This is a genomic window from Pseudomonas sp. E102 (genome assembly GCF_052660185.1).
Genome location: NZ_CP084025.1, coordinates 1,252,508 through 1,270,541 on the forward strand (window position 1 = coordinate 1,252,508; position 18,034 = coordinate 1,270,541).

19 protein-coding genes are annotated in these 18,034 nt (G+C 60.1%); 10 read left to right on the forward strand and 9 right to left on the reverse strand.

The genetic code is table 11. From position 1 onward, the window contains the following. Positions 1-97: 97 nt before the first annotated feature. The gene (locus DOCECA_RS05805; RefSeq protein ID WP_420764664.1) at positions 98-718 is read right to left on the reverse strand and encodes an HAD family phosphatase; all 621 of its coding nucleotides are present in this window, start codon (positions 716-718) and stop codon (positions 98-100) included. Between the two features lie 201 nt (positions 719-919). Here DOCECA_RS05805 and DOCECA_RS05810 point away from each other — a divergent pair, with 201 nt between their 5' ends. From DOCECA_RS05810 to rssC, 3 genes are all read left to right on the forward strand, one after another. Continuing rightward, a complete protein-coding gene (locus DOCECA_RS05810; RefSeq protein WP_420764663.1) occupies positions 920-1,609 on the forward strand; it encodes an MlaA family lipoprotein in 690 nt (229 codons plus the stop codon). Between the two features lie 341 nt (positions 1,610-1,950). Next, entirely contained in the window at positions 1,951-3,132 is a 1,182-nt protein-coding gene (rssB, locus tag DOCECA_RS05815; RefSeq protein ID WP_039589103.1) for a two-component system response regulator RssB, read from the forward strand. Next, on the forward strand, positions 3,132-3,614 hold the full coding sequence (rssC, locus tag DOCECA_RS05820) for an anti-sigma factor antagonist RssC (protein ID WP_420764662.1): 483 nt from the start codon (positions 3,132-3,134) through the stop codon (positions 3,612-3,614). The genes rssB and rssC overlap by 1 nt, the downstream gene beginning before the upstream one ends. A 144-nt stretch (positions 3,615-3,758) precedes the next feature. Here the strand turns inward: rssC and tal are convergent, their stop codons facing one another. From tal to DOCECA_RS05845, 5 genes are all read right to left on the reverse strand, one after another. Beyond that, complete coding sequence (gene tal, locus DOCECA_RS05825) at positions 3,759-4,685, reverse strand: transaldolase (protein ID WP_420764661.1); 927 nt, start codon at positions 4,683-4,685, stop codon at positions 3,759-3,761. Positions 4,686-4,863: 178 nt separating this feature from the next. Then, positions 4,864-5,859, reverse strand: coding sequence for a tRNA dihydrouridine(20/20a) synthase DusA (dusA, locus tag DOCECA_RS05830; RefSeq protein ID WP_434650538.1), 996 nt, complete (start codon positions 5,857-5,859; stop codon positions 4,864-4,866). A 91-nt stretch (positions 5,860-5,950) separates the two neighbouring features. After that, positions 5,951-6,673, reverse strand: a complete 723-nt coding sequence (locus DOCECA_RS05835; RefSeq protein WP_445571589.1) for a metallophosphoesterase — start codon at positions 6,671-6,673, stop codon at positions 5,951-5,953. Positions 6,674-6,737: 64 nt separating this feature from the next. Then, positions 6,738-7,343, reverse strand: coding sequence for a putative adenosine monophosphate-protein transferase Fic (locus DOCECA_RS05840; protein WP_434610606.1), 606 nt, complete (start codon positions 7,341-7,343; stop codon positions 6,738-6,740). Then, positions 7,343-7,513 carry a YhfG family protein gene (locus DOCECA_RS05845; RefSeq protein ID WP_085987050.1) on the reverse strand — a complete coding sequence of 57 codons (171 nt, stop codon included), beginning with the start codon at positions 7,511-7,513 and terminating at the stop codon, positions 7,343-7,345. Before DOCECA_RS05845 ends, DOCECA_RS05840 begins: the two co-directional genes overlap by 1 nt. Before the next feature lie 161 nt (positions 7,514-7,674). On the opposite strand from DOCECA_RS05845, the gene DOCECA_RS05850 reads away from it, so the two are divergent. The 4 genes from DOCECA_RS05850 to DOCECA_RS05865 all read left to right on the forward strand — a co-directional run bounded on the left by DOCECA_RS05850 (position 7,675) and on the right by DOCECA_RS05865 (position 11,465). Then, positions 7,675-8,895, forward strand: coding sequence for a putative DNA modification/repair radical SAM protein (locus tag DOCECA_RS05850; RefSeq protein ID WP_434563302.1), 1,221 nt, complete (start codon positions 7,675-7,677; stop codon positions 8,893-8,895). Then, positions 8,892-9,755: a TIGR03915 family putative DNA repair protein gene (locus tag DOCECA_RS05855; protein WP_445571590.1), complete on the forward strand. Its 864-nt coding sequence runs from the start codon at positions 8,892-8,894 to the stop codon at positions 9,753-9,755. The genes DOCECA_RS05850 and DOCECA_RS05855 overlap by 4 nt, the downstream gene beginning before the upstream one ends. Positions 9,756-9,877: 122 nt before the next feature. Then, a complete protein-coding gene (locus tag DOCECA_RS05860; protein ID WP_420764655.1) occupies positions 9,878-10,564 on the forward strand; it encodes a cysteine hydrolase family protein in 687 nt (228 codons plus the stop codon). A 7-nt stretch (positions 10,565-10,571) separates the two neighbouring features. Beyond that, positions 10,572-11,465 carry a LysR family transcriptional regulator gene (locus DOCECA_RS05865; protein WP_445571591.1) on the forward strand — a complete coding sequence of 298 codons (894 nt, stop codon included), beginning with the start codon at positions 10,572-10,574 and terminating at the stop codon, positions 11,463-11,465. A 162-nt stretch (positions 11,466-11,627) separates the two neighbouring features. On the opposite strand, the gene DOCECA_RS05870 is transcribed toward DOCECA_RS05865, so the two are convergent. Then, on the reverse strand, positions 11,628-12,545 hold the full coding sequence (locus DOCECA_RS05870; RefSeq protein ID WP_434610616.1) for an AraC family transcriptional regulator: 918 nt from the start codon (positions 12,543-12,545) through the stop codon (positions 11,628-11,630). Between the two features lie 258 nt (positions 12,546-12,803). Here DOCECA_RS05870 and DOCECA_RS05875 point away from each other — a divergent pair, with 258 nt between their 5' ends. Continuing rightward, complete coding sequence (locus DOCECA_RS05875; protein WP_445571592.1) at positions 12,804-14,027, forward strand: MFS transporter; 1,224 nt, start codon at positions 12,804-12,806, stop codon at positions 14,025-14,027. Between the two features lie 109 nt (positions 14,028-14,136). Further along, positions 14,137-14,379, forward strand: a complete 243-nt coding sequence (locus tag DOCECA_RS05880; RefSeq protein ID WP_434610621.1) for a hypothetical protein — start codon at positions 14,137-14,139, stop codon at positions 14,377-14,379. A gap of 31 nt (positions 14,380-14,410) precedes the next feature. On the opposite strand, the gene DOCECA_RS05885 is transcribed toward DOCECA_RS05880, so the two are convergent. Next, on the reverse strand, positions 14,411-14,890 hold the full coding sequence (locus tag DOCECA_RS05885) for a hypothetical protein (protein WP_420764651.1): 480 nt from the start codon (positions 14,888-14,890) through the stop codon (positions 14,411-14,413). A gap of 87 nt (positions 14,891-14,977) precedes the next feature. Continuing rightward, entirely contained in the window at positions 14,978-16,126 is a 1,149-nt protein-coding gene (locus DOCECA_RS05890) for a mechanosensitive ion channel family protein (protein ID WP_434563318.1), read from the reverse strand. Positions 16,127-16,412: 286 nt separating this feature from the next. Here DOCECA_RS05890 and DOCECA_RS05895 point away from each other — a divergent pair, with 286 nt between their 5' ends. After that, a complete protein-coding gene (locus DOCECA_RS05895; RefSeq protein ID WP_434610626.1) occupies positions 16,413-17,984 on the forward strand; it encodes a sensor domain-containing diguanylate cyclase in 1,572 nt (523 codons plus the stop codon). Positions 17,985-18,034: the final 50 nt, after the last annotated feature.

Genomic DNA, 18,034 nt, shown 5'->3' on the forward strand with positions numbered 1-18,034 from the left:
TTTATTGATAGGCACAGACATGGACCGCGACGCTGCGTCAAAGGTCCTTGGCCTGCCTTAAGAGTAATCCACACTCACGCACCCTGCATGATCCGGCTCAGGGCTTCTCGCCTTTTTGTCTGCGCAGGCTGATGTCGGCCAGGCAAGTGTCCAGTTCGCCCAGGTGGTCGATCACCGAATGCACGCCGAGGCTGAAGAGCTGCACCGTGGCCTTGGCCCGTTTGATTTCCCGTTCCTGCTGGCTCAGGGCTTGCCATTCGGAAGGGGACAGCCCGCACAATGAGCCGCAGGACGCCAGTCCAATGGTCCACAACCCGGCGTTGAGCCCGGACTGCAACAACTTGGGTTCGCCACTGACCAACACGCAGCCGTCCAACTGTTGGACGTTCAGCGCCATGAGGGCTTGCCAGCAGGCATGCGGCGCCGGCCAAGGTTGATTTGTTGCGGGAAGTTGCGGCGCCTTGATGGACGCAGGCAACGAAGTCGCCAGGCCATGGCTGACGGCGGGGGGCAGGTCGTCGAGCCAGGCGCAGGGGATATCCAGATGCTGCAAGCGTTGCAGGCTTTCCAGCGCGCCTGGGGTCGGATGGGCATGATCCGATGGCTGGGTGCCTGGCTGGCGTACGCGCGCCCCGAAATCCACCAGGCATCCACTCAGGCCAAACAGTACGGCGGTAAGGCTGGGGGCAGGGAGGGGCAGTGCTTCGGCGCGCGGCATGGGAACGTCCTTGAAATAACCAGCAGCCTAGCGAGCGCGGATGACAGTCCGGTGACAGCACCATGATGCGAGTTAGTTGTGGAATATTCCTACAGCGAGCTTCTTGCTTCAGTGCTGCCTATCCACGTTTTCCGTCTTATACTAGCGGCCTTACCGCCTGGGCTCGGCGCCCTTGCCTGAATAATCCAAGGAGTTTTCCCTATGCGCTGGAGCCATCGTCTAGCTCAGCTGTGTCTATCTGCCAGTATCCTGCTGGTACCGTTTGCCGCCCAGGCCGCCACGGAAGAAGATCCATGGGAAAGCATCAACCGTCCAATCTTCACCTTCAACGACACCATTGATACCTATGCGCTCAAACCGCTGGCCCAGGGTTATCAGTACGTGACGCCGCGATTCCTCGAAGACGGCATCCACAACATGTTTCGCAACATCGGTGACGTGGGCAACCTGGCCAACGACCTGTTGCAAGCCAAACCGGCCGCTGCGGGAGTCGACACAGCCCGTTTGATTTTCAATACCACGTTCGGTCTCCTGGGGTTTTTCGACGTGGGCACCAAGATGGGCCTGCAACGTAACGACGAAGATTTCGGCCAGACCCTCGGGTATTGGGGGCTGGGCAGCGGACCGTACCTGATGCTGCCACTGCTGGGGCCGAGTACCCTGCGTGACGCGCCGGCCAAGTGGGTCGACAGCTACGCCACCCCTTACCCTTATATCGATAATGTCTCGGTCCGCAATTCGATCTGGGGCCTGAACATCGTCGACACCCGTGCCAGCCTGCTCTCGGCGGAAAAGCTCGTCAGCGGCGACAAGTATGTGTTCATCCGCAATGCCTTCCTGCAAAACCGCGAATTCAAGGTCAAGGATGGTCAAGTCGAAGATGATTTTTGATTTCCAATTGTAAGTTGCGGAGGCGGCCCAGATGGCCGCCTTCTTTGCTTTGGTAGGGTTCAAGCGCAGATTTGTCCTTCCATTGAGTTACGCTTCGCTCGGTTCTTATAACTCTCCGTGCTTTGACAAATAAAGACGGCAAGCGGCGATTCGCATGAGCTTGAAACGCCCCGCGGATGGGAGTACCGTCTGCGCCTTAGAAGGGCACCTCTGGTGTAACCGTGTGTAGGGCGAAGGCCTGAAGCCGGTACGGCAGAGAGGCTAGAAAGCGAATCCAGTAGTGCGCGCAGGCCCAACGCCAAGCCCGCTACGCCAACCTAATTCTGGCGCCGTTTGCCCACATGCCAAAAACCAGTGCCACGCTGCTGATAATCGATGATGACGAAGTGGTGCGAGCCAGTCTCGCGGCCTACTTGGAAGACAGTGGTTTCAGCGTCTTGCAGGCCAGTAACGGCCAACAGGGTCTTCAGGTATTCGAGCAGGAGAAGCCCGACCTGGTCATCTGCGACTTGCGCATGCCGCAGATGGGCGGACTCGAACTCATTCGCCAGGTCACCGAGCTGTCGTCGCAGACCCCGGTCATCGTCGTTTCGGGCGCGGGTGTGATGAACGACGCGGTCGAGGCGTTGCGCCTGGGCGCGGCGGACTACCTGATCAAGCCCCTCGAAGACCTCGCGGTGCTTGAGCACTCGGTGCGCCGAGCCCTGGATCGCTCGCGACTGCTGGTGGAGAACCAGCGCTACAGGGAAAAGCTGGAGACCGCCAATCGCGAGCTCGAAGCCAGCCTGAACCTGTTGCAAGAGGACCAGAACGCCGGGCGCCAGGTGCAAATGAACATGCTGCCGGTGAGCCCCTGGACGGTCGATGGTTTCCGTTTTGCCCATCAGATCATCCCGTCGTTGTACCTGTCGGGGGACTTCGTCGATTATTTTCGTGTAGATGAGCGTCGCGTGGCGTTCTACCTAGCGGACGTTTCCGGGCACGGTGCTTCGTCGGCGTTCGTCACGGTGTTGCTGAAGTTCATGACCACGCGCCTGCTGTTCGAATCCAAGCGCAACGGTACATTGCCGGAATTCAAGCCTTCGGAGGTCCTTGGGCATATCAACCGGGGCCTGATCAGTTGTAAGCTGGGCAAGCACGTCACGATGGTCGGTGGAGTCATCGACGAGGAGACTGGTTTGTTGACCTATAGCATCGGCGGTCACCTGCCGTTGCCTGTGTTATATACACCAGACAGTGTTCGTTACCTGGAAGGGCGTGGTTTGCCGGTAGGCCTGTTCAACGAGGCGACCTATGAGGACCACGTATTGGAGCTGCCACCGACATTCAGCCTGACGCTGATGTCTGATGGCATTCTGGACCTTTTGTCAGAGCCTACACTCAAAGAGAAAGAAGCGGCCTTGCCCGAGCGGGTGAGTGCAGCGGGCGGCAGCCTGGAAGGCCTGCGGCAAGTGTTTGGATTAGCCACGCTAGGGGAGATGCCGGATGATATCGCCCTGTTAGTGTTGAGCAGGAACCTTTGATGAGTACCGGTAGAATCCAGTTCGCCGAGCAGGACGGCACTTTTGTCCTGAAGTTTGTCGGTGAGGTGCGCCTGACCTTGTGTTCGGCGCTGGATGCGACAATAGAAAAGATCTTCACCGCGCTGAATTTCAGCGCCATCGTGATCGACCTGACCGAAACCCGCAGCATCGACAGCACTACGCTGGGCCTACTGGCCAAGCTGTCGATACTGTCGCGGCAGAAAGTCGGCCTGCTGCCGACTGTCGTCACTACCCACAACGACATCACCCGTCTTCTGCAATCGATGGGTTTCGACCAGGTGTTCAACATCGTCGGCGATCCGGTGCCATGCCCCGATTGCCTGGACGACCTGCCTGACCAGGACCAATCCGAGGAAGAAGTGCGGATCAAGGTACTCGAAGCCCACAAGATCCTCATGGGGCTGAACGACTCCAATCGCGAAGCGTTCCATGACTTGGTGAATGCGCTGGAGCGGCCTTGATTCTTGAGCCTGCGTAGGCCGGACTGACGCTTTCGCGAGCCTGCTTGCGAATGGCCTGGTCAGACGCCAGATTTCTCAGGCCGAGCCGCATAAAAAAGGGCGAACCCATCAGGGTTCGCCCTTTTGCATGCCTTGCGAATCAGCTCAAAGCTTGGCTTGCAGCAACGCTTCCAGCTTCTCCTGGTCACGAGCGAACTGACGGATGCCTTCAGCCAGTTTCTCGGTCGCCATGGCGTCTTCGTTGGACAACCAGCGGAACTGGGGCTCATTGAGGCTCAGGCGAGCTTCTCCAGCTTGCCCAGGTGCCAGTTTGCGCTCCAGCTTGCCTTCGTCGGCGGCCAGTTTCTCCAGCAGCTCAGGGCTGACAGTCAAGCGATCGCAACCGGCCAATTGCTCGATCTGGTTGAGGTTGCGGAAGCTCGCGCCCATAACCACGGTCTTGTAGTCATTGGCCTTGTAATAGTTATAGATGCGCGTCACGGACTGCACGCCCGGATCATCGGCGCCGGTGTAGTCGTTGCCGTTGGCCTTCTTGTACCAATCGTAGATACGGCCCACGAACGGCGAGATCAGGAAAACCCCGGCATCTGCACAGGCAGCGGCCTGGGCGAAGGAGAACAGCAGGGTCAGGTTGCACTGGATGCCTTCGCGCTCCAGTTTCTCGGCAGCGCGGATGCCTTCCCAGGTCGAAGCGATCTTGATCAGCACGCGGTCACGGCCAACGCCGGCCTTTTCGTACAGATCGACCAGCCGATGCGCGCGCTTGAGCATGGCTTCGGTATCGAACGAAAGGCGTGCATCCACTTCGGTGGAAATGCGCCCCGGAATCACTTTCAGGATTTCCTGGCCCACCGCAACACCAAAGCGGTCGCTGGCCAGGCCCACGTCGCCCTTGCAGTCCGCCACGCAAGCGTTCAGCAGCTCGGCATAACCGTGGATGGCCGAAGCCTTGAGCAGCAGGGATGGGTTGGTGGTGGCGTCGACGGGTTTGATGCGGGCGATGGCTTCGAAGTCGCCCGTATCGGCCACGACGGTGGTGAACTGCTTGAGTTGTTCCAGCTTGGAAGTCATGAGCGTGCTCTGTCCTATGGGTCCGTTGACATTACCCGAGGGCCGGCAGCCACTCAAGGGCGTGAAGAGGTATCGATGGCCCCAGCGGCAACAACCTGAAAACGGGTGTTTGAAAGGCCGGGGCAACTACCGGTAGATACGATGCCAAAACAGCGCGCAGGTTCAAAGCAAGTGATGGTTAACGCCCTTCCAGCAACTGGCCCGCCTGATCGAGCAAGGCCAACGGATCCTTGGTCTTGTGGATATCCACCGACAACAACTGCCGGAACCGCCGCGCGCCCGGGAACCCAGTGCCCAGCCCCAGCACGTGACGGGTGATGTGGTGCATGGCACCGCCTTGTGCCAAGTGATCGGCAATATAAGGCCGCAGCTGTGCCAAGGCCTCGGCACGAGTAATGAGCGGCGCAGTGCTGCCGAACAACTGTTGGTCCACTTCGGCCAGCAGATACGGGTTGTGGTACGCCTCGCGGCCCAGCATGACACCATCGAACGTTTGCAGATGTTCGTGGCAGGCCTCCAGTGTCTTGATTCCACCGTTGAGTACGATCTCCAGCTCAGGGAAGTCCGCTTTCAATCGGGCCACCACGTCATAGCGCAATGGCGGAATGTCGCGATTCTCCTTCGGCGACAACCCCTCCAGGATCGCAATCCGCGCATGCACGGTAAAACTGTTGCAACCGGCGTCACGCACGGTCCCGACGAACTCGCACAATTGCTCATAACTGTCGCGACCATTGATCCCGATCCGATGCTTGACCGTCACCGGAATCGACACGGCGTCGCGCATCGCTTTCACGCAATCGGCCACCAATTCCGGATGCCCCATCAAGCAGGCGCCGATCATGTTGTTCTGCACCCGGTCGCTTGGGCAGCCGACGTTGAGATTCACCTCGTCGTAGCCATGTTCCTGGGCCATTCGGGCGCAGGCCGCCAGGTCGCCGGGGACGCTGCCGCCCAGTTGCAGGGCCAGCGGATGCTCGGTTTCATGGTGGCGCAGGAAGCGTTCGTGGTCGCCGTTGAGCAAGGCACCGGTGGTGACCATTTCGGTGTAAAGCAGGGCGTGCTTGGAGAGGATGCGTAGGAAGAAGCGACAGTGGGCGTCGGTCCAATCCATCATCGGGGCCACGCTGAAGCGGCGGGAAACGGACTGTCGCAAAGTTTCTTGAAGAGGCATGGGAATCTGGAGGCAAATGCGGAGGCCGCACAGTTTATCAGGTATGGGGCGGCAGCGAATGCATTCAGCCCGGACTAGGCAGCCCGCCCATTCACTGCGTCATGCCTATGCTGAAAACCGATTGGCTGCCGATTTCCATGAGGCTCAGTGCTCCGTCGGAAAAGGAGCAGCCAGTATCCATGTAGAGAACGTTGCCGAGGCGGGTGACGCGCGGGACTGATGAGTGTCCGACATAAACTTCGTGGATGCCTTTGATTGGAGTCGGGTCCTGCTGTTCGATTTTGTCCCGGGCATAAAGGGCTTGCGCCAAGGCTTGTTGTTCGGACTGCTTTCCTCGCGTTCCGGTAATGGCTTCCTTCGCATTCTGCCATTCATTTTCAAGCCCGACAGCTGGCGCTTGGGCATGTACTATCCCAACTGTTTTATCGTCGGATAACTTAACTTCGATAATGATCGGAAGTTGCTGAAACGCTGCTAGAAGTTGCTCCTGGGTGGTCGGGCTCAACTCATAGAGCCAGGCGCCGCCGTTGCGGATGTGCCTGTGTCTGTCTCCGTGGCCGCAGATACCATCGATAACCATTTGCTCATGGTTGCCGCGTACCGCATGAAACCAGGGTTGCCCAAGCCAATTCAATACGTCCTCTGAGTCGGGACCGCGATCGATGAGGTCCCCCACGGAAAAAACCCGGTCTACTTCGGTATTGAACTCGAGTTTCACCAAGGCCCTTTCCAGAAGCTTGAAATGCCCGTGGACGTCGCCCACGACAAAGTCTCGGCCTCGTTCATTCGGGGGGAACGAGGCGGTCTGGTTCATACATCGTCTTTCGGCAGGGTTGGCTGGCACGGAATGTATCGCTTAAGCAAAGAGCGCAGGTAACTTATGGTCGAGATTGTATCGGCTGTCCAATACACTTCTTGAAAACGGTTTCCATGGGATCGAGCACGCAGTTATAAGCCGCGATATTGGCATTGATCCATTCGTCTTTTTCGATTCCCCACCAACTTATTTCGAACCCGACATTCATGATGAGGTGCTCAAACAGGATGCGTTGGGCGCGGCCGTTGCCTTCACGAAAGGGATGGATGACGTTGATATCGGAGTAGGCGTCCGCCACGGCGACTATGAGTTCATCCCGGCCCATTGCTTCGAACCAATTCGCTGCCGCTATGCGGGCGAAAATCTTTTCGGCTTCCTTCTCCATGTATTCCGGTTGGCAGAAGCGAGTGTCCTGCTTGGCCATGCCAACGGTCCGCAGCTGTCCGGCCCATTCGAACAGGTCTGCGAACAATGCGTGATGGATGTTCTGAAGGTAAGCCAGGCTGTAAGGGGGCGGGTTGAATTCAACACTGCTCGCCGCGATCGCCGAAAGCTGTTGTTCGGCTTCGCCCAGGGTGGGTTCGTCGTGGATATCGAGTTTGTTGCGCAGGACCGTGGAGCCGGGATAGCAGTAGGCGTCCTCGCCGACGCCATATTTGTCGGGCATCAGGCTCGGGTCTTGGTGAAGGTCTTCAACACGTCTTCACGGGATGGCAGCTTGCGTTCGCCGTCCTCGAAAGACACCTTGAAGCCCTCCAGGCGCAGGCTCGCTGCGTAGTTGGACCTACGAGTCCTGGCCGCGTAGGCCTTCTTTGTTTCAAGGCTGACAGTGCCCATGGGGTTGGACCTCGAATCACGTGGGTGAGCGGATTATAGCCCATCGCGTAGCCAATGAACCCATCTGTCACTGTCGATTCGGCGGCTGGATTGACCAACGGAGCTTGCAACACGGCGCATCTGCGAATACTGTTCATGCATCCAGTGTCCGAGTGTTTTCCATGCAACTCATTGCCAAGCTGGGCATTCTTGCCGATGCCGCCAAATATGACGCATCCTGCGCCAGCAGTGGCGCCCCCAAGCGCAGTTCGCGGGGGCGGGACGGGCTTGGGGCCACGGATGGCATGGGTATCTGCCATAGCTACACGCCGGATGGTCGCTGTGTATCGCTGCTCAAGGTGTTGTTGACCAATTTCTGCCTGTACGACTGCCAGTACTGCGTGAACCGCCGCTCCAGCAATGTGCCGAGGGCGCGATTCTCACCCGAAGAAGTGGTCCGGCTGACCCTGGATTTCTATCGACGTAATTGCATCAGCGGCCTTTTCCTGAGCTCTGGCATCATTCGCTCGGCCGATTACACCATGGAGCAGTTGGTTCGAGTCGCGCGGTTGCTGCGCGAAGAGCACCAGTTCCGTGGATATATCCATCTCAAGACCATTCCCGACGCCGACCCGCTATTGATCGAAGAGGCCGGGCGGCTGGCGGATCGCCTGAGCGTGAATATCGAATTGTCCTCGGAGATCAGCCTCAAGCGCCTGGCGCCGGAGAAGCAACTGGCTACCATCCGTCAGGCGATGGGCACCATCCACGACGGCCAACAGGCGGTGGCGGGCGAGCCGCGGGCGCCTCGTTTTGCCCCGGCCGGGCAGAGCACGCAAGTGATCGTCGGGGCCGATGCCACCGACGACCACGCCATCCTCAGCAACGCCGAGTCGCTTTACCAGGGCTACGGCCTGCGGCGAGTCTATTACTCCGCCTTCAGCCCGATCCCCGAGAGCCCCGCCAGCGTGCCACTGGCCGCGCCACCTTTGCTGCGGGAGCATCGGTTGTATCAGGCCGACTTCCTCATGCGAGGCTACGGCTATAAGGCAGGCGAACTATTGAGCACATCCACCAACCTGGACCTGGACATTGACCCCAAGCTGGCCTGGGCATTGGCCAATCGTGATGTGTTTCCACTCGACCTCAACCGCGCCGAGCCGGCTTTGCTCGCGCGCATTCCCGGCATCGGCCTGCGCAGTGTCCAGCGGCTGGTGACACTGCGCAGGGAGCGGCGGATTCGCTACGACGACTTGGTGCAGTTGCGTTGCGTGTTGGAAAAGGCGCGTCCGTTTATCGTGACCAGCGATTACCGCCCCGCTGACGGCCAAGTGCGCAGCGGGCTGCTCCGAGCGCGCTTGCGCGACCCACAGCGGCCGGTGCAAATGGGGCTGTGGGCATGATCGCCCTCGATTGTGGCGACGATTTCAGCACCTGGCGTGACCAGGCCCGAACGCTGCTGGGCCACGGAATCGACCCCAGCGACGTGACATGGGCCCAGGGCCCGATCGCCGACCTGCTGGCTGTGCCGACGCCGCTGCCACAGGGCCCGGGGCCGTTCCAGACGCGCGTGCCGGCGGGGTTGTTGGGGCAATTGGAACAGGCCAGCCGCTACCAGGGCGAACAACGCTGGAATCTGCTGTACGAAGTGCTCTGGCGCGTCGCCCATGGCGACCGCACCGCAATGCTCGCTGGCGATCGATTGGGCAGCGAATTGCAACGGCGCATCAAACAGGTCAGCCGCGAAGCCCATCACCTTCATGCGTTCGTGCGTTTCGTACCGCTGCCGCCGGCGGTCGCCGAACAACTGCAGTTGGATCTTGTGGCTTTCCACCAGCCCGCCCACGACATCCTTGAAAGCGCGAGCGGGCATTTTGCCGAGCGATTGGGCCGGCAACGCTGGCTGATCGCAACGCCCCGCGATGGCATTCGTTTCGATGGGCATTCGCTGGACTATCAACGCCGTTGCCCCGAGCAATGGCAACAATGGGCCCGCCACGCCGAAGATCCCGGCGCGGAACTGTGGCGCACCTATTATCGACACATCTTCAATCCGGCGAGGCTCAACCCCACCGCGTTGCGCCAGCACATGCCGGGGCGATTCTGGAAGCACTTACCGGAAGGGGATTTGATTCCTCAGCTGGTGGGGCAGGCGCGGCAGGGCAAGCAGAGGGATGGGCAGGCATTGGAAGTGGGGGAGAAAGTGGGGAAGCGGATAATCGCGGGCAGTGGGGCAGAGGTACGGGGCTGTAGACAGTCCTGAGCGCTCGATCACGGTTCACCTGTGCAAATTCCAAACAAGTTCTGTGCCGTCCGCGCTGTGTTCCGGCGCCAGCCATCCACCTAGGATTCCCTTCATTCACTCCATGAAAGAAGGAACTGCCCATGCAAAGCTTTACCCGTCGATTGCTCACCGCCTGTGTATTCTCAGGCGTTCTCGCCAGTGCCGGCGCCTCGGCCGAGAGTCATCCAACCATTCGTGCAATGTCTGGTGCAGTGCCCGTGAGCCAGTTGCCTGCCGGTAAAACCGCGTTACTGGTGATCGATTTTCAGAATGAATACTTCACCGGTAAGATGCCGATCCCTGACGGCCCGGCAGCGCTGGCCAACGCCCGGAAGCTGATCGAATTCGCCGATGAACACAAAATGCCGGTCTACCACGTTCAGCACATCGCACCCGCCGGCTCCCCTGTGTTTGCCATCGACGGTGAAACCGTGAAATTCCATCCTGATATGCAGCCCAGGCCCAATGACCCGGTCTTGCAAAAAACCACCGTCAGCGTGTTCGGCAGTACCGATCTGGACAAGCGTCTGAAAGCCGGGGGTATCGAGAACGTGATCGTCTCCGGCCTCATGACCCATGCGTGCGTGGCGGGCGCTGCTCGGGATGCGGCACCGCTGAGCTATAACGTGTTGGTGGCGGCCGATGCATCAGCTACGCGTGCGATTACCCGGGTCAATGGGGAATCGATCGACAAGGACGCCTTGCACAAGGCTGCCCTCGCCGAGATTGAGGATACGTTCGGCGATGTGATGAACACCACCGAAATCATCAAGCTACCGGTGCGCTAAGCCCCCTATGAATCAGATGGTCGCCATGCGTGTGTTCCGCTGCATCGCTGAGGCCCAGGGATTCTCAGCCGCCGCTGAGCGGCTGAACACCACGCACTCGTCGGTTTCCCGGCATTTGCATCAGTTGGAATCCACGTTGGGCGTGCGTCTGGTCAATCGCAATACCCGCCGCATGAGCCTTACGGCAGCAGGGGAAAGGTACTACGCAGCCTGCGTGGATATCCTTGACCGAGTCGATGCCGCGTCCCAAGCCGTCGCGCTGGAACACGAGCGTCCCTTCGGGCTGCTTCGGATCAGCGCGCCGCTGGTGGTAGGCACCTTGGAGTTGGCGCATTGGTTGCCGGCCTTCCAGGCGCGGTATCCGGAGATCCAGATCGATTTGTCTTGCTCTGATCCGTTGGTCGATCTGGTGGCCGATGGCTTCGACGTCGCGTTGCGGATTTGCGGGCCCTTGGCCGACAGCAGCCTGGTCGCCCGTTTGCTCAGCGTTTCACCGCTGGTGCTGGTAGCGGCGCCGGCTTACGTGTTCAAGTGCGGTTTGCCTCGCAGTGCTGCCGAACTCAACGAGCATCGGTTGCTGACGTATGGGGCGACTCCTCAGTGGACGCTCACCAGCGCCTGGGAAGGCCCCGTCAGTCTGGATTGCCAGGGCATTTTTCATACAGACACCATCACTGCCTTGCACGCTTATGCCTTGGCAGGCGGCGGCATAGCCGCGTTTACCCTGGCGACGGTGCAAGATGACCTGTTGGCCGGCAGGCTGGTGCGAATCCTGCCTGAGCACACCCTTGGGGAACGGCACTACTACGCGCTTTACCCTCATGCCCGGCATCTGCCGGCCAAGGTGCGCGTGTTCGTGGAGTACATGACGCAGTATTACCGCGCAGTGTCAGGCGGATGAGCACAACGAAGCGCGCTCCAAGGTATTCCATGGCTTGCGCATGGTTGGCTTGCGGTTGGTGTAGGTGCAATGCAATCCCCCTGATCCTGGCGCGCAAATGTATTGCGCTGGCGGACCCGTAGGATGAGGCCGAGTCGCCAAGGTGGAGCCGGGCACCACGAGTCAATCAGCTTTAATGGCATTTGCCGGCCTGCGCAACGCCGCGATATCCCGCTTCGGGGACGCGCCGAAGAGACGGCTGTATTCTCGGCTGAACTGCGAGGGGCTTTCATAGCCCACCTGGTAGGCCGCGCTCGCCACGTCCAAGTGCTCGTTGAGCATCAGGCGCTTTGCTTCGTTCAACCGCAGCCATTTCTGGTATTGCAGTGGGCTCATAGCCGTGAGCTGGCGGAAATGGTGATGGAACGTCGGGGCGCTCATCTGCACGCGCGACGCGAGGTCCTCCACACGGACAGGCCCGGTGTAGTTGAGCTTCAACCAGTCGATGGCCTTGGCGATCCGGTAGCCTTGGCTGTCGACGGAGGCAATCTGCCTTAGCCGCGCGGCCTGGTCGCCCATCAACAACCGATAGTGAATTTCTCGCTGGATCAAGGGCGCCAGCACCGGGATGGCGTCGGGTTCATCGAGCAGGGCCAGCAGGCGCACGAACGGCTCGAGAAAATCCTGGGTGGCCGTGCCGATCCCCGCACCTATCCCGACGGCGCGCTCGACCCGTGGTATCACGCTGCCCTGGGCGATCAGATCCGCCACCATGCGCAAATCGAGTCGCATGACCAGCCCCAGGCAGGGCTGTTGCGGGCTGGCGGCCAACACTTCCGAGTTCGCAGGCATATCCAGCGAAGTCATAAGGAAACGTGCGGTGTCGTACCCATACGCCTGCCCCCCAATCCACACCTGTTTCATCCCTTGGGCGACGAGGACGATGCTCGGTTCGATCATGCAGGTCATGGGTGGGGCAGGGGCGTCGCGCCGGAAAAAACAAAGACCGGCAATTGACGTTTCAAAGTCGCCCGGTCCTGTCGTCCGGTTATCGATGAGGTTGGCGAGCCTCTGTTGGAGCGATCTGTCTTGGGCGGTCATGTGGATATCTGCGGGATTGAGAGCTATAGGCAGAACATTACCCCGCCAAGCGAAGCGTTGCCTATGGCAAACAGGCGGGTTCACAGGATCGGGCAAGAACTCCAGCGAAATGTTCTACCGGTCGCCCTTGCCGGTCGTTAAAACTGCACGTCACATTAAGCTCATCCGGAACGGCGCTCGCTCGCCGGGTCCATGCTCGGTGCAATCCCTAGACCCAAGAGAGGGGCTCCGAGCCCATCAAGCAATTTCAGGATTTTCATGACCGATACCTCATTGCCAAAACCACAGGGCAAACCTGCATGGGGCGCTGTGCTCGCCATGTCGTTGGCGGCCTTTGCACTCGTTGCGTCGGAATTCATGCCGGTCAGCCTGCTGACACTGGTGGCCGCAGACCTGCACATCAGCGAAGGACAGGCTGGTCAGGGCATCGCCGTCTCCGGTGCCTTTGCGTTAGTCACCAGCCTGTTCATCGCGTCGATCGCGGCGCGCATCGAACGCAAGTGGCTGCTCTCGGCGCTGACGCTGTTGATGATCATCTCCGGAACGGTGGCGGCACTGGCGCCCAGTTATCTGGTTTTCATGGTCGGGCGGGCACTGATCGGCGTTGCGATTGGCGGCTTCTGGTCGTTGTCGGCGGCAACGGCCATGCGCCTGGTGCCGCAGGATAAAGTTCCCCGGGCCCTTGCCATCGTCAACGGCGGCAATGCCTTGGCCACGGTCGTAGCCGCGCCGTTGGGCAGTTTCCTGGGAGCGATCATCGGCTGGCGTGGTGCGTTTTTCTGCATCGTGCCCGTCGCCGCGCTCGCCCTGGCATGGCTGCTGATGAGCCTGCCGTCGATGCCCATCCAGGCGAAACGGGGCGCCGCCAATCCTTTGAAGCTGATGGCCCGGGCGCCGGTTGCGTTGGGCATGCTGGCGGTCAGCACGTTCTTCATGGGCCAGTTCATGTTGTTTACCTACCTGCGGCCGTTCCTGGAGAGCGTGACGCGGGTGGACGTCTCGTTGCTTTCGCTGATGTTGCTGGCGATTGGTCTGGCGGGATTGCTCGGCACCTTCCTGATCGGTGCGCTCCTCAAAAAAGGCCTGTATCGCACGCTGATCATCATCCCGCTGCTCATGGCCGCGATCGCCCTGGCCTTGGTGGGGTTCGGCGATTCCGCGTCCATCACAGCCTTACTGCTCGGCCTCTGGGGCCTGGTGGCCACGGCCGCGCCTGTGGGCTGGTGGACCTGGCTGGCAAGGACGTTGCCGGACGATGCCGAGGCAGGGGGTGGATTGATGGTCGCGATCGTTCAACTCGCCATTGCCTCGGGGGCCACGGTGGGCGGCGTGCTGTTTGACTTGAGCGGTTATCGCGCGACCTTCGAGACCAGTGCCGCGGTCTTGGTCGTAGCCGCAATCCTCACCATTCTGGCAGCTCGGGCGGCGGCTCGACCATCGACACAAGCGTCGCCCACCGTGACATACAGCACGGGGCGTTGACTTGGGAGCCGTTGGGCGGCTGCGGTTGGTGGCACATTGATATCTTGGTAGACTTTGGACTCGTTATCTACCGAGTTGGTTAGTTGTGTCTACTGAGAGAATTCAACCCTTGGAGCAGGCCCTTCTGGCGGTAATAGCTGCTGCGGGAAAAATGGGCATCAGTTGCGATGAGTTATGCGCCCAGGCGGTGGGCGGCCTGGTGTCCGAACAACACTGGACCTGGGCGGATGCCCAACATGCGGAGCGTGCCGCCGACGAGATCGACAATGCCATGGCGATCCTCATTGACCGGCAAACAGGGACGCCAATCAAAAGCGGGCCTGATGCGGCATTTGAATCGAATCGACTCTGAGAACGGGCAATCCGTTGAATCCCGTTTGTGCTTAAAGGCCCAAGCCTTCCTCGATGAACGACAGGAAAGTGTCTTCATCGAGGGTCACGGGTTCGGGCTTCTGCTGGCCGGTTGGCCGCAGATGCCAATGGGATTCGCCATGCATCCCCACCGTGCGCAGGATGCAGCGCTCCAATCCCTTCGTATGGATTTCGATGCATCCCTCGGCATCGGGGGAAAAGCGAGCGATCGGGTCGAGCAAGATACGGCGGTGATTGCCCTCGATCACCAATTGGTCGATGGCATAGTTGTAAGTCGACCCGCTGGAATGGCTTTCAAACACATGGGTGGGGTTACGCCGGATAACCAGGCCCGCCTCACAGACCGGCGCCAGCCAGCTTTCAATCTGGCGGTACAGCTCGTACACCTGGCCAGGCCAGTGTTCAATCGCCAGGTCGGCGCAATGGTCAGTGTCGGCCGGCGCGCGTTGGGCCTGCCTCAGCTTTGCTGCGAGTTCGTCTGCCTTGCTCATGTCGATTCCCTGTCGTGGTGATGGGTTGAGCTTAGCCGAAGGGGCAGGGTGGGCGTTTGCGCTGGGTCATGGAAGCGCAATTGACGGTTAATGCTTGGCGCCTGCCCCATCGGTTCGTAGCGGCATCCTTTCACTGTTCCCCCTGGCGAATTGCTCAGGCATCTCCGGCAACGAAGCCACGTGCACGGCGCGGGACGGCATGGCGAAGCGCACGCCGATCTTGGCGAACTCGTCCATCATCCCCAGGTTGATGGCTTGCTGGATGTCCATATAGACGTTGTAGCTGGGGTCCAGCACGATGTAGACCGTTTCGAATTCCAACGTGCTTTCGCCGAAACCGCGAAAGTGCGCGCGGTCGAAGCGGGTTTTCTCCTGGGCCTTGATGATGTTTTCGACGATGACGGGCACTTGCCGAAGTTGTTCGGTCGAGCATTCCTGAGGCAGGGCGAATTCGAAGACGATGCGGCGCTCCTGCAGGCGTTTGTAGTTCTGGATGGTGGTGCTGATCATCCCCGCGTTGGCCATGACGATCTGCTCGCCGCCCAGGCTGCGGATCCGGGTGGTCTTCAGGCCGACATGTTCCACGGTGCCCGCCAGGGAACCGACCACGATGAAGTCGCCGACTTCGAAGGGTTTGTCCACGGCAATGGACAGCGAGGCGAACAGGTCGCCGAGAATATTCTGCACGGCGAGCGCTACGGCAATGCCGCCAACGCCGAGGCTGGCAACGAATGCTGTGATGTTCACGCCCAGGTTGGAAAGCATCGCCAGCAGCACCACTGCCCACAGGAACACTTTTGCGCCCCAGAGGCTCAAGGTGGCCAAGGCGCTTTTCTGATGGATGTCGCTGTGGCTGTGGCGCGCGAAATAGTGCAGCAAGGCCAGGGCGATCGCCCGGTTTGCCCATAACCCCACCTGCAAGGCGGCGACGACGAACCAAAGGCTGCTGACCCGACCCAGCCAGCGTTCCGGCAGGTCCAGAACACCGATGCCGATCAGAATCGAGGCCAGCAATAGCAGGGTGTTGCTGGTGCTGGACAAGACCTCGACAGCAATATGGCTGACGTAGGCATCGGGCCTTTGCGCCCGGGCCCGTACGTTTTTCAACAGGAAGCCGATGCCGGCTCTGGCAACGATGAAACTCACCGTCATCACGCTGAGTGCCAGTAACCAATTGGCGATGGAAATGCCGAGCAGTTGGGTGTCGGTAAAAATGTCGAGAGAGCTTGAATCCATGGGTCGGGATCACCTGTGCCATTGCTGTTCAGGTTGTGCCCTGGCCGATTCGCGCAAGGCACGGGCCGGGCCATGAACTTTGTTAGTTCATGTGGGCCAGGGGCCGTTCAAATTTATTCTCCGGGCGCGGCGCGTGCCTTGCGCTTGGCTTGTTTTGGATCCATTGCGCCATCCATCGACTTCCTCCTAAAGGCAAATTGCCGCCCCCCAAGCGGTACGCTAAGCTCGCGATTATTGGGGGCTTTTGAGCGACTCGCTCACTGTTTTGCCCTCCCCAGGATTTCGCTTGCCTATCCCCATCCACGATCCGAACCATGCGCCTGGCGGTGCCTTGAAACGCCTGCCTTTGCTCAAGGCCGCAGTGATGTTCATCGCAGCCGTGTGCCTGTGCCTCTGCGGTTTGCTCTTCTTGCAACTGGAGCAGTCCCGTCGGCATGACCTGGAGTCGGCGCGCCTCGCTTCGGCCAACCTCACCCGGGCCATGGCCCAACAGGCCCAGGACACATTCCTGCAAGCCGACCTGGCGCTTGCCAGCCTGGCCGACTGGATTCAAAACGACGGGTTCGGTCCGTCGACACGTCCACGCCTGCACCAGACATTTGCCCGGCGGGTGCAGTCCCTGGAGCAGTTGCATGGTCTGTTCCTGTTCGACAAGAACGGCCAGTGGATCATTACTTCTTTCGAACACCTGCACAGGGGGGCGGGGGTGGCCGATCGGGACTATTTCAAGTTCCACCAGCAGAACGCCTCGCTGATCGCCCACGTCGGCCCAGCGGTTCGAAGCCGACAGAACGGTGAATGGATCATTCCGGTTTCCCGTCGATTGAATGACCAGAAGGGCAACTTCCAGGGCGTGCTGCTGGCCGGCATCAAGATGTCCTATTTCGATCAATTCTTTAAAAGCTTCAGTCTCGACGCCAAAGGCGAAATGTCTTTGGCGCTGTCCGACGGTACGTTGCTGGCGCGTCGTCCTTTCGATGAGGGACAGATCGGTCGTCCGCTTGCCGATGAGTACGTTTACGAACACCAGCACGCAAGCATGGGCGCCGGCGATACGGTGCTCCGCCCGGCGCCCGACGGCATCGTCCGGTTATATGGGCACCGGCATCTGCAGGCTTATCCGCTGATGGTGACCGCCGCGATGTCCGAACAAGCAATCCTGGCGGGCTGGTACGACAGGGCGTTCCAGTCCAGCCTTATCGTGGCCTTGGTGGTGTTGGGCGTTTGCCTGTTTGGTTGGGTCTTCGTGCGCCAGGTGCGCAACAGCGAGCGGATCGAGGCAGACTTGCGCAAGGCCCAGGAAGCGCTGGAGCTGATAGCCACCCACGACAGCCTGACCGGCCTGGCGAATCGGCGTTTATTCGAACGTGCCCTGGACATCGAATTCGGGCGAGGCGCTCGCCAGCGCAGCCCCCTGAGCCTGATCATGCTCGACATCGATTTTTTCAAACGCTACAACGACACCTATGGGCATGTTGCGGGGGACCACTGCCTGGCCGAGGTGGCGAAGGTGCTCAAGAGTTGCTGTCATCGCAAGGCCGACCTGGCGGTGCGCTACGGCGGCGAGGAGTTCGCCGTCCTGCTGCCCGACACCAACCTGCACGGTGCCATGGCATTGGCCGAGCAGATCCGCAGCTGTGTCATCGACAAGCACATCAGCCACTCCGCTTCCCCCTCTGGCTACCTGACGGTCAGCCTCGGCTGCTATGCCTTCGTGCCGAGCAGCCTGGACAGTACCGAAGTGTTTATCCAACGGGCGGACGCTGCGCTCTATCAGGCCAAGCACAGCGGTCGCAACTGTGTCGCGGTCCTATCCAGGGAAGGCGCGCTGGATGCGCTGGAGCGTTCCGACCGTTGAGATCCGTTGGAATCATCGGCGGCGGATAACGGTCCATTGGTCAACATGCA

What these genes read in the sequence shown, in the direction of transcription:
- DOCECA_RS05885 (WP_420764651.1), bottom strand. Translation starts at nt 14,890, where the DNA reads ATGAGCAAGGCAGACGAACTCGCAGCAAAGCTGAGGCAGGCCCAACGC.
- tal (WP_420764661.1), bottom strand. Translation starts at nt 4,685, where the DNA reads ATGACTTCCAAGCTGGAACAACTCAAGCAGTTCACCACCGTCGTGGCC.
- DOCECA_RS05805 (WP_420764664.1), bottom strand. Translation starts at nt 718, where the DNA reads ATGCCGCGCGCCGAAGCACTGCCCCTCCCTGCCCCCAGCCTTACCGCC.
- DOCECA_RS05845 (WP_085987050.1), bottom strand. Translation starts at nt 7,513, where the DNA reads ATGGGCACTGTCAGCCTTGAAACAAAGAAGGCCTACGCGGCCAGGACT.
- DOCECA_RS05860 (WP_420764655.1), top strand. Translation starts at nt 9,878, where the DNA reads ATGCAAAGCTTTACCCGTCGATTGCTCACCGCCTGTGTATTCTCAGGC.
- DOCECA_RS05870 (WP_434610616.1), bottom strand. Translation starts at nt 12,545, where the DNA reads ATGACCGCCCAAGACAGATCGCTCCAACAGAGGCTCGCCAACCTCATC.
- DOCECA_RS05850 (WP_434563302.1), top strand. Translation starts at nt 7,675, where the DNA reads ATGCAACTCATTGCCAAGCTGGGCATTCTTGCCGATGCCGCCAAATAT.
- rssC (WP_420764662.1), top strand. Translation starts at nt 3,132, where the DNA reads ATGAGTACCGGTAGAATCCAGTTCGCCGAGCAGGACGGCACTTTTGTC.
- DOCECA_RS05865 (WP_445571591.1), top strand. Translation starts at nt 10,572, where the DNA reads ATGAATCAGATGGTCGCCATGCGTGTGTTCCGCTGCATCGCTGAGGCC.
- dusA (WP_434650538.1), bottom strand. Translation starts at nt 5,859, where the DNA reads ATGCCTCTTCAAGAAACTTTGCGACAGTCCGTTTCCCGCCGCTTCAGC.
- rssB (WP_039589103.1), top strand. Translation starts at nt 1,951, where the DNA reads ATGCCAAAAACCAGTGCCACGCTGCTGATAATCGATGATGACGAAGTG.
- DOCECA_RS05855 (WP_445571590.1), top strand. Translation starts at nt 8,892, where the DNA reads ATGATCGCCCTCGATTGTGGCGACGATTTCAGCACCTGGCGTGACCAG.
- DOCECA_RS05835 (WP_445571589.1), bottom strand. Translation starts at nt 6,673, where the DNA reads ATGAACCAGACCGCCTCGTTCCCCCCGAATGAACGAGGCCGAGACTTT.
- DOCECA_RS05840 (WP_434610606.1), bottom strand. Translation starts at nt 7,343, where the DNA reads ATGCCCGACAAATATGGCGTCGGCGAGGACGCCTACTGCTATCCCGGC.
- DOCECA_RS05875 (WP_445571592.1), top strand. Translation starts at nt 12,804, where the DNA reads ATGACCGATACCTCATTGCCAAAACCACAGGGCAAACCTGCATGGGGC.
- DOCECA_RS05810 (WP_420764663.1), top strand. Translation starts at nt 920, where the DNA reads ATGCGCTGGAGCCATCGTCTAGCTCAGCTGTGTCTATCTGCCAGTATC.
- DOCECA_RS05890 (WP_434563318.1), bottom strand. Translation starts at nt 16,126, where the DNA reads ATGGATTCAAGCTCTCTCGACATTTTTACCGACACCCAACTGCTCGGC.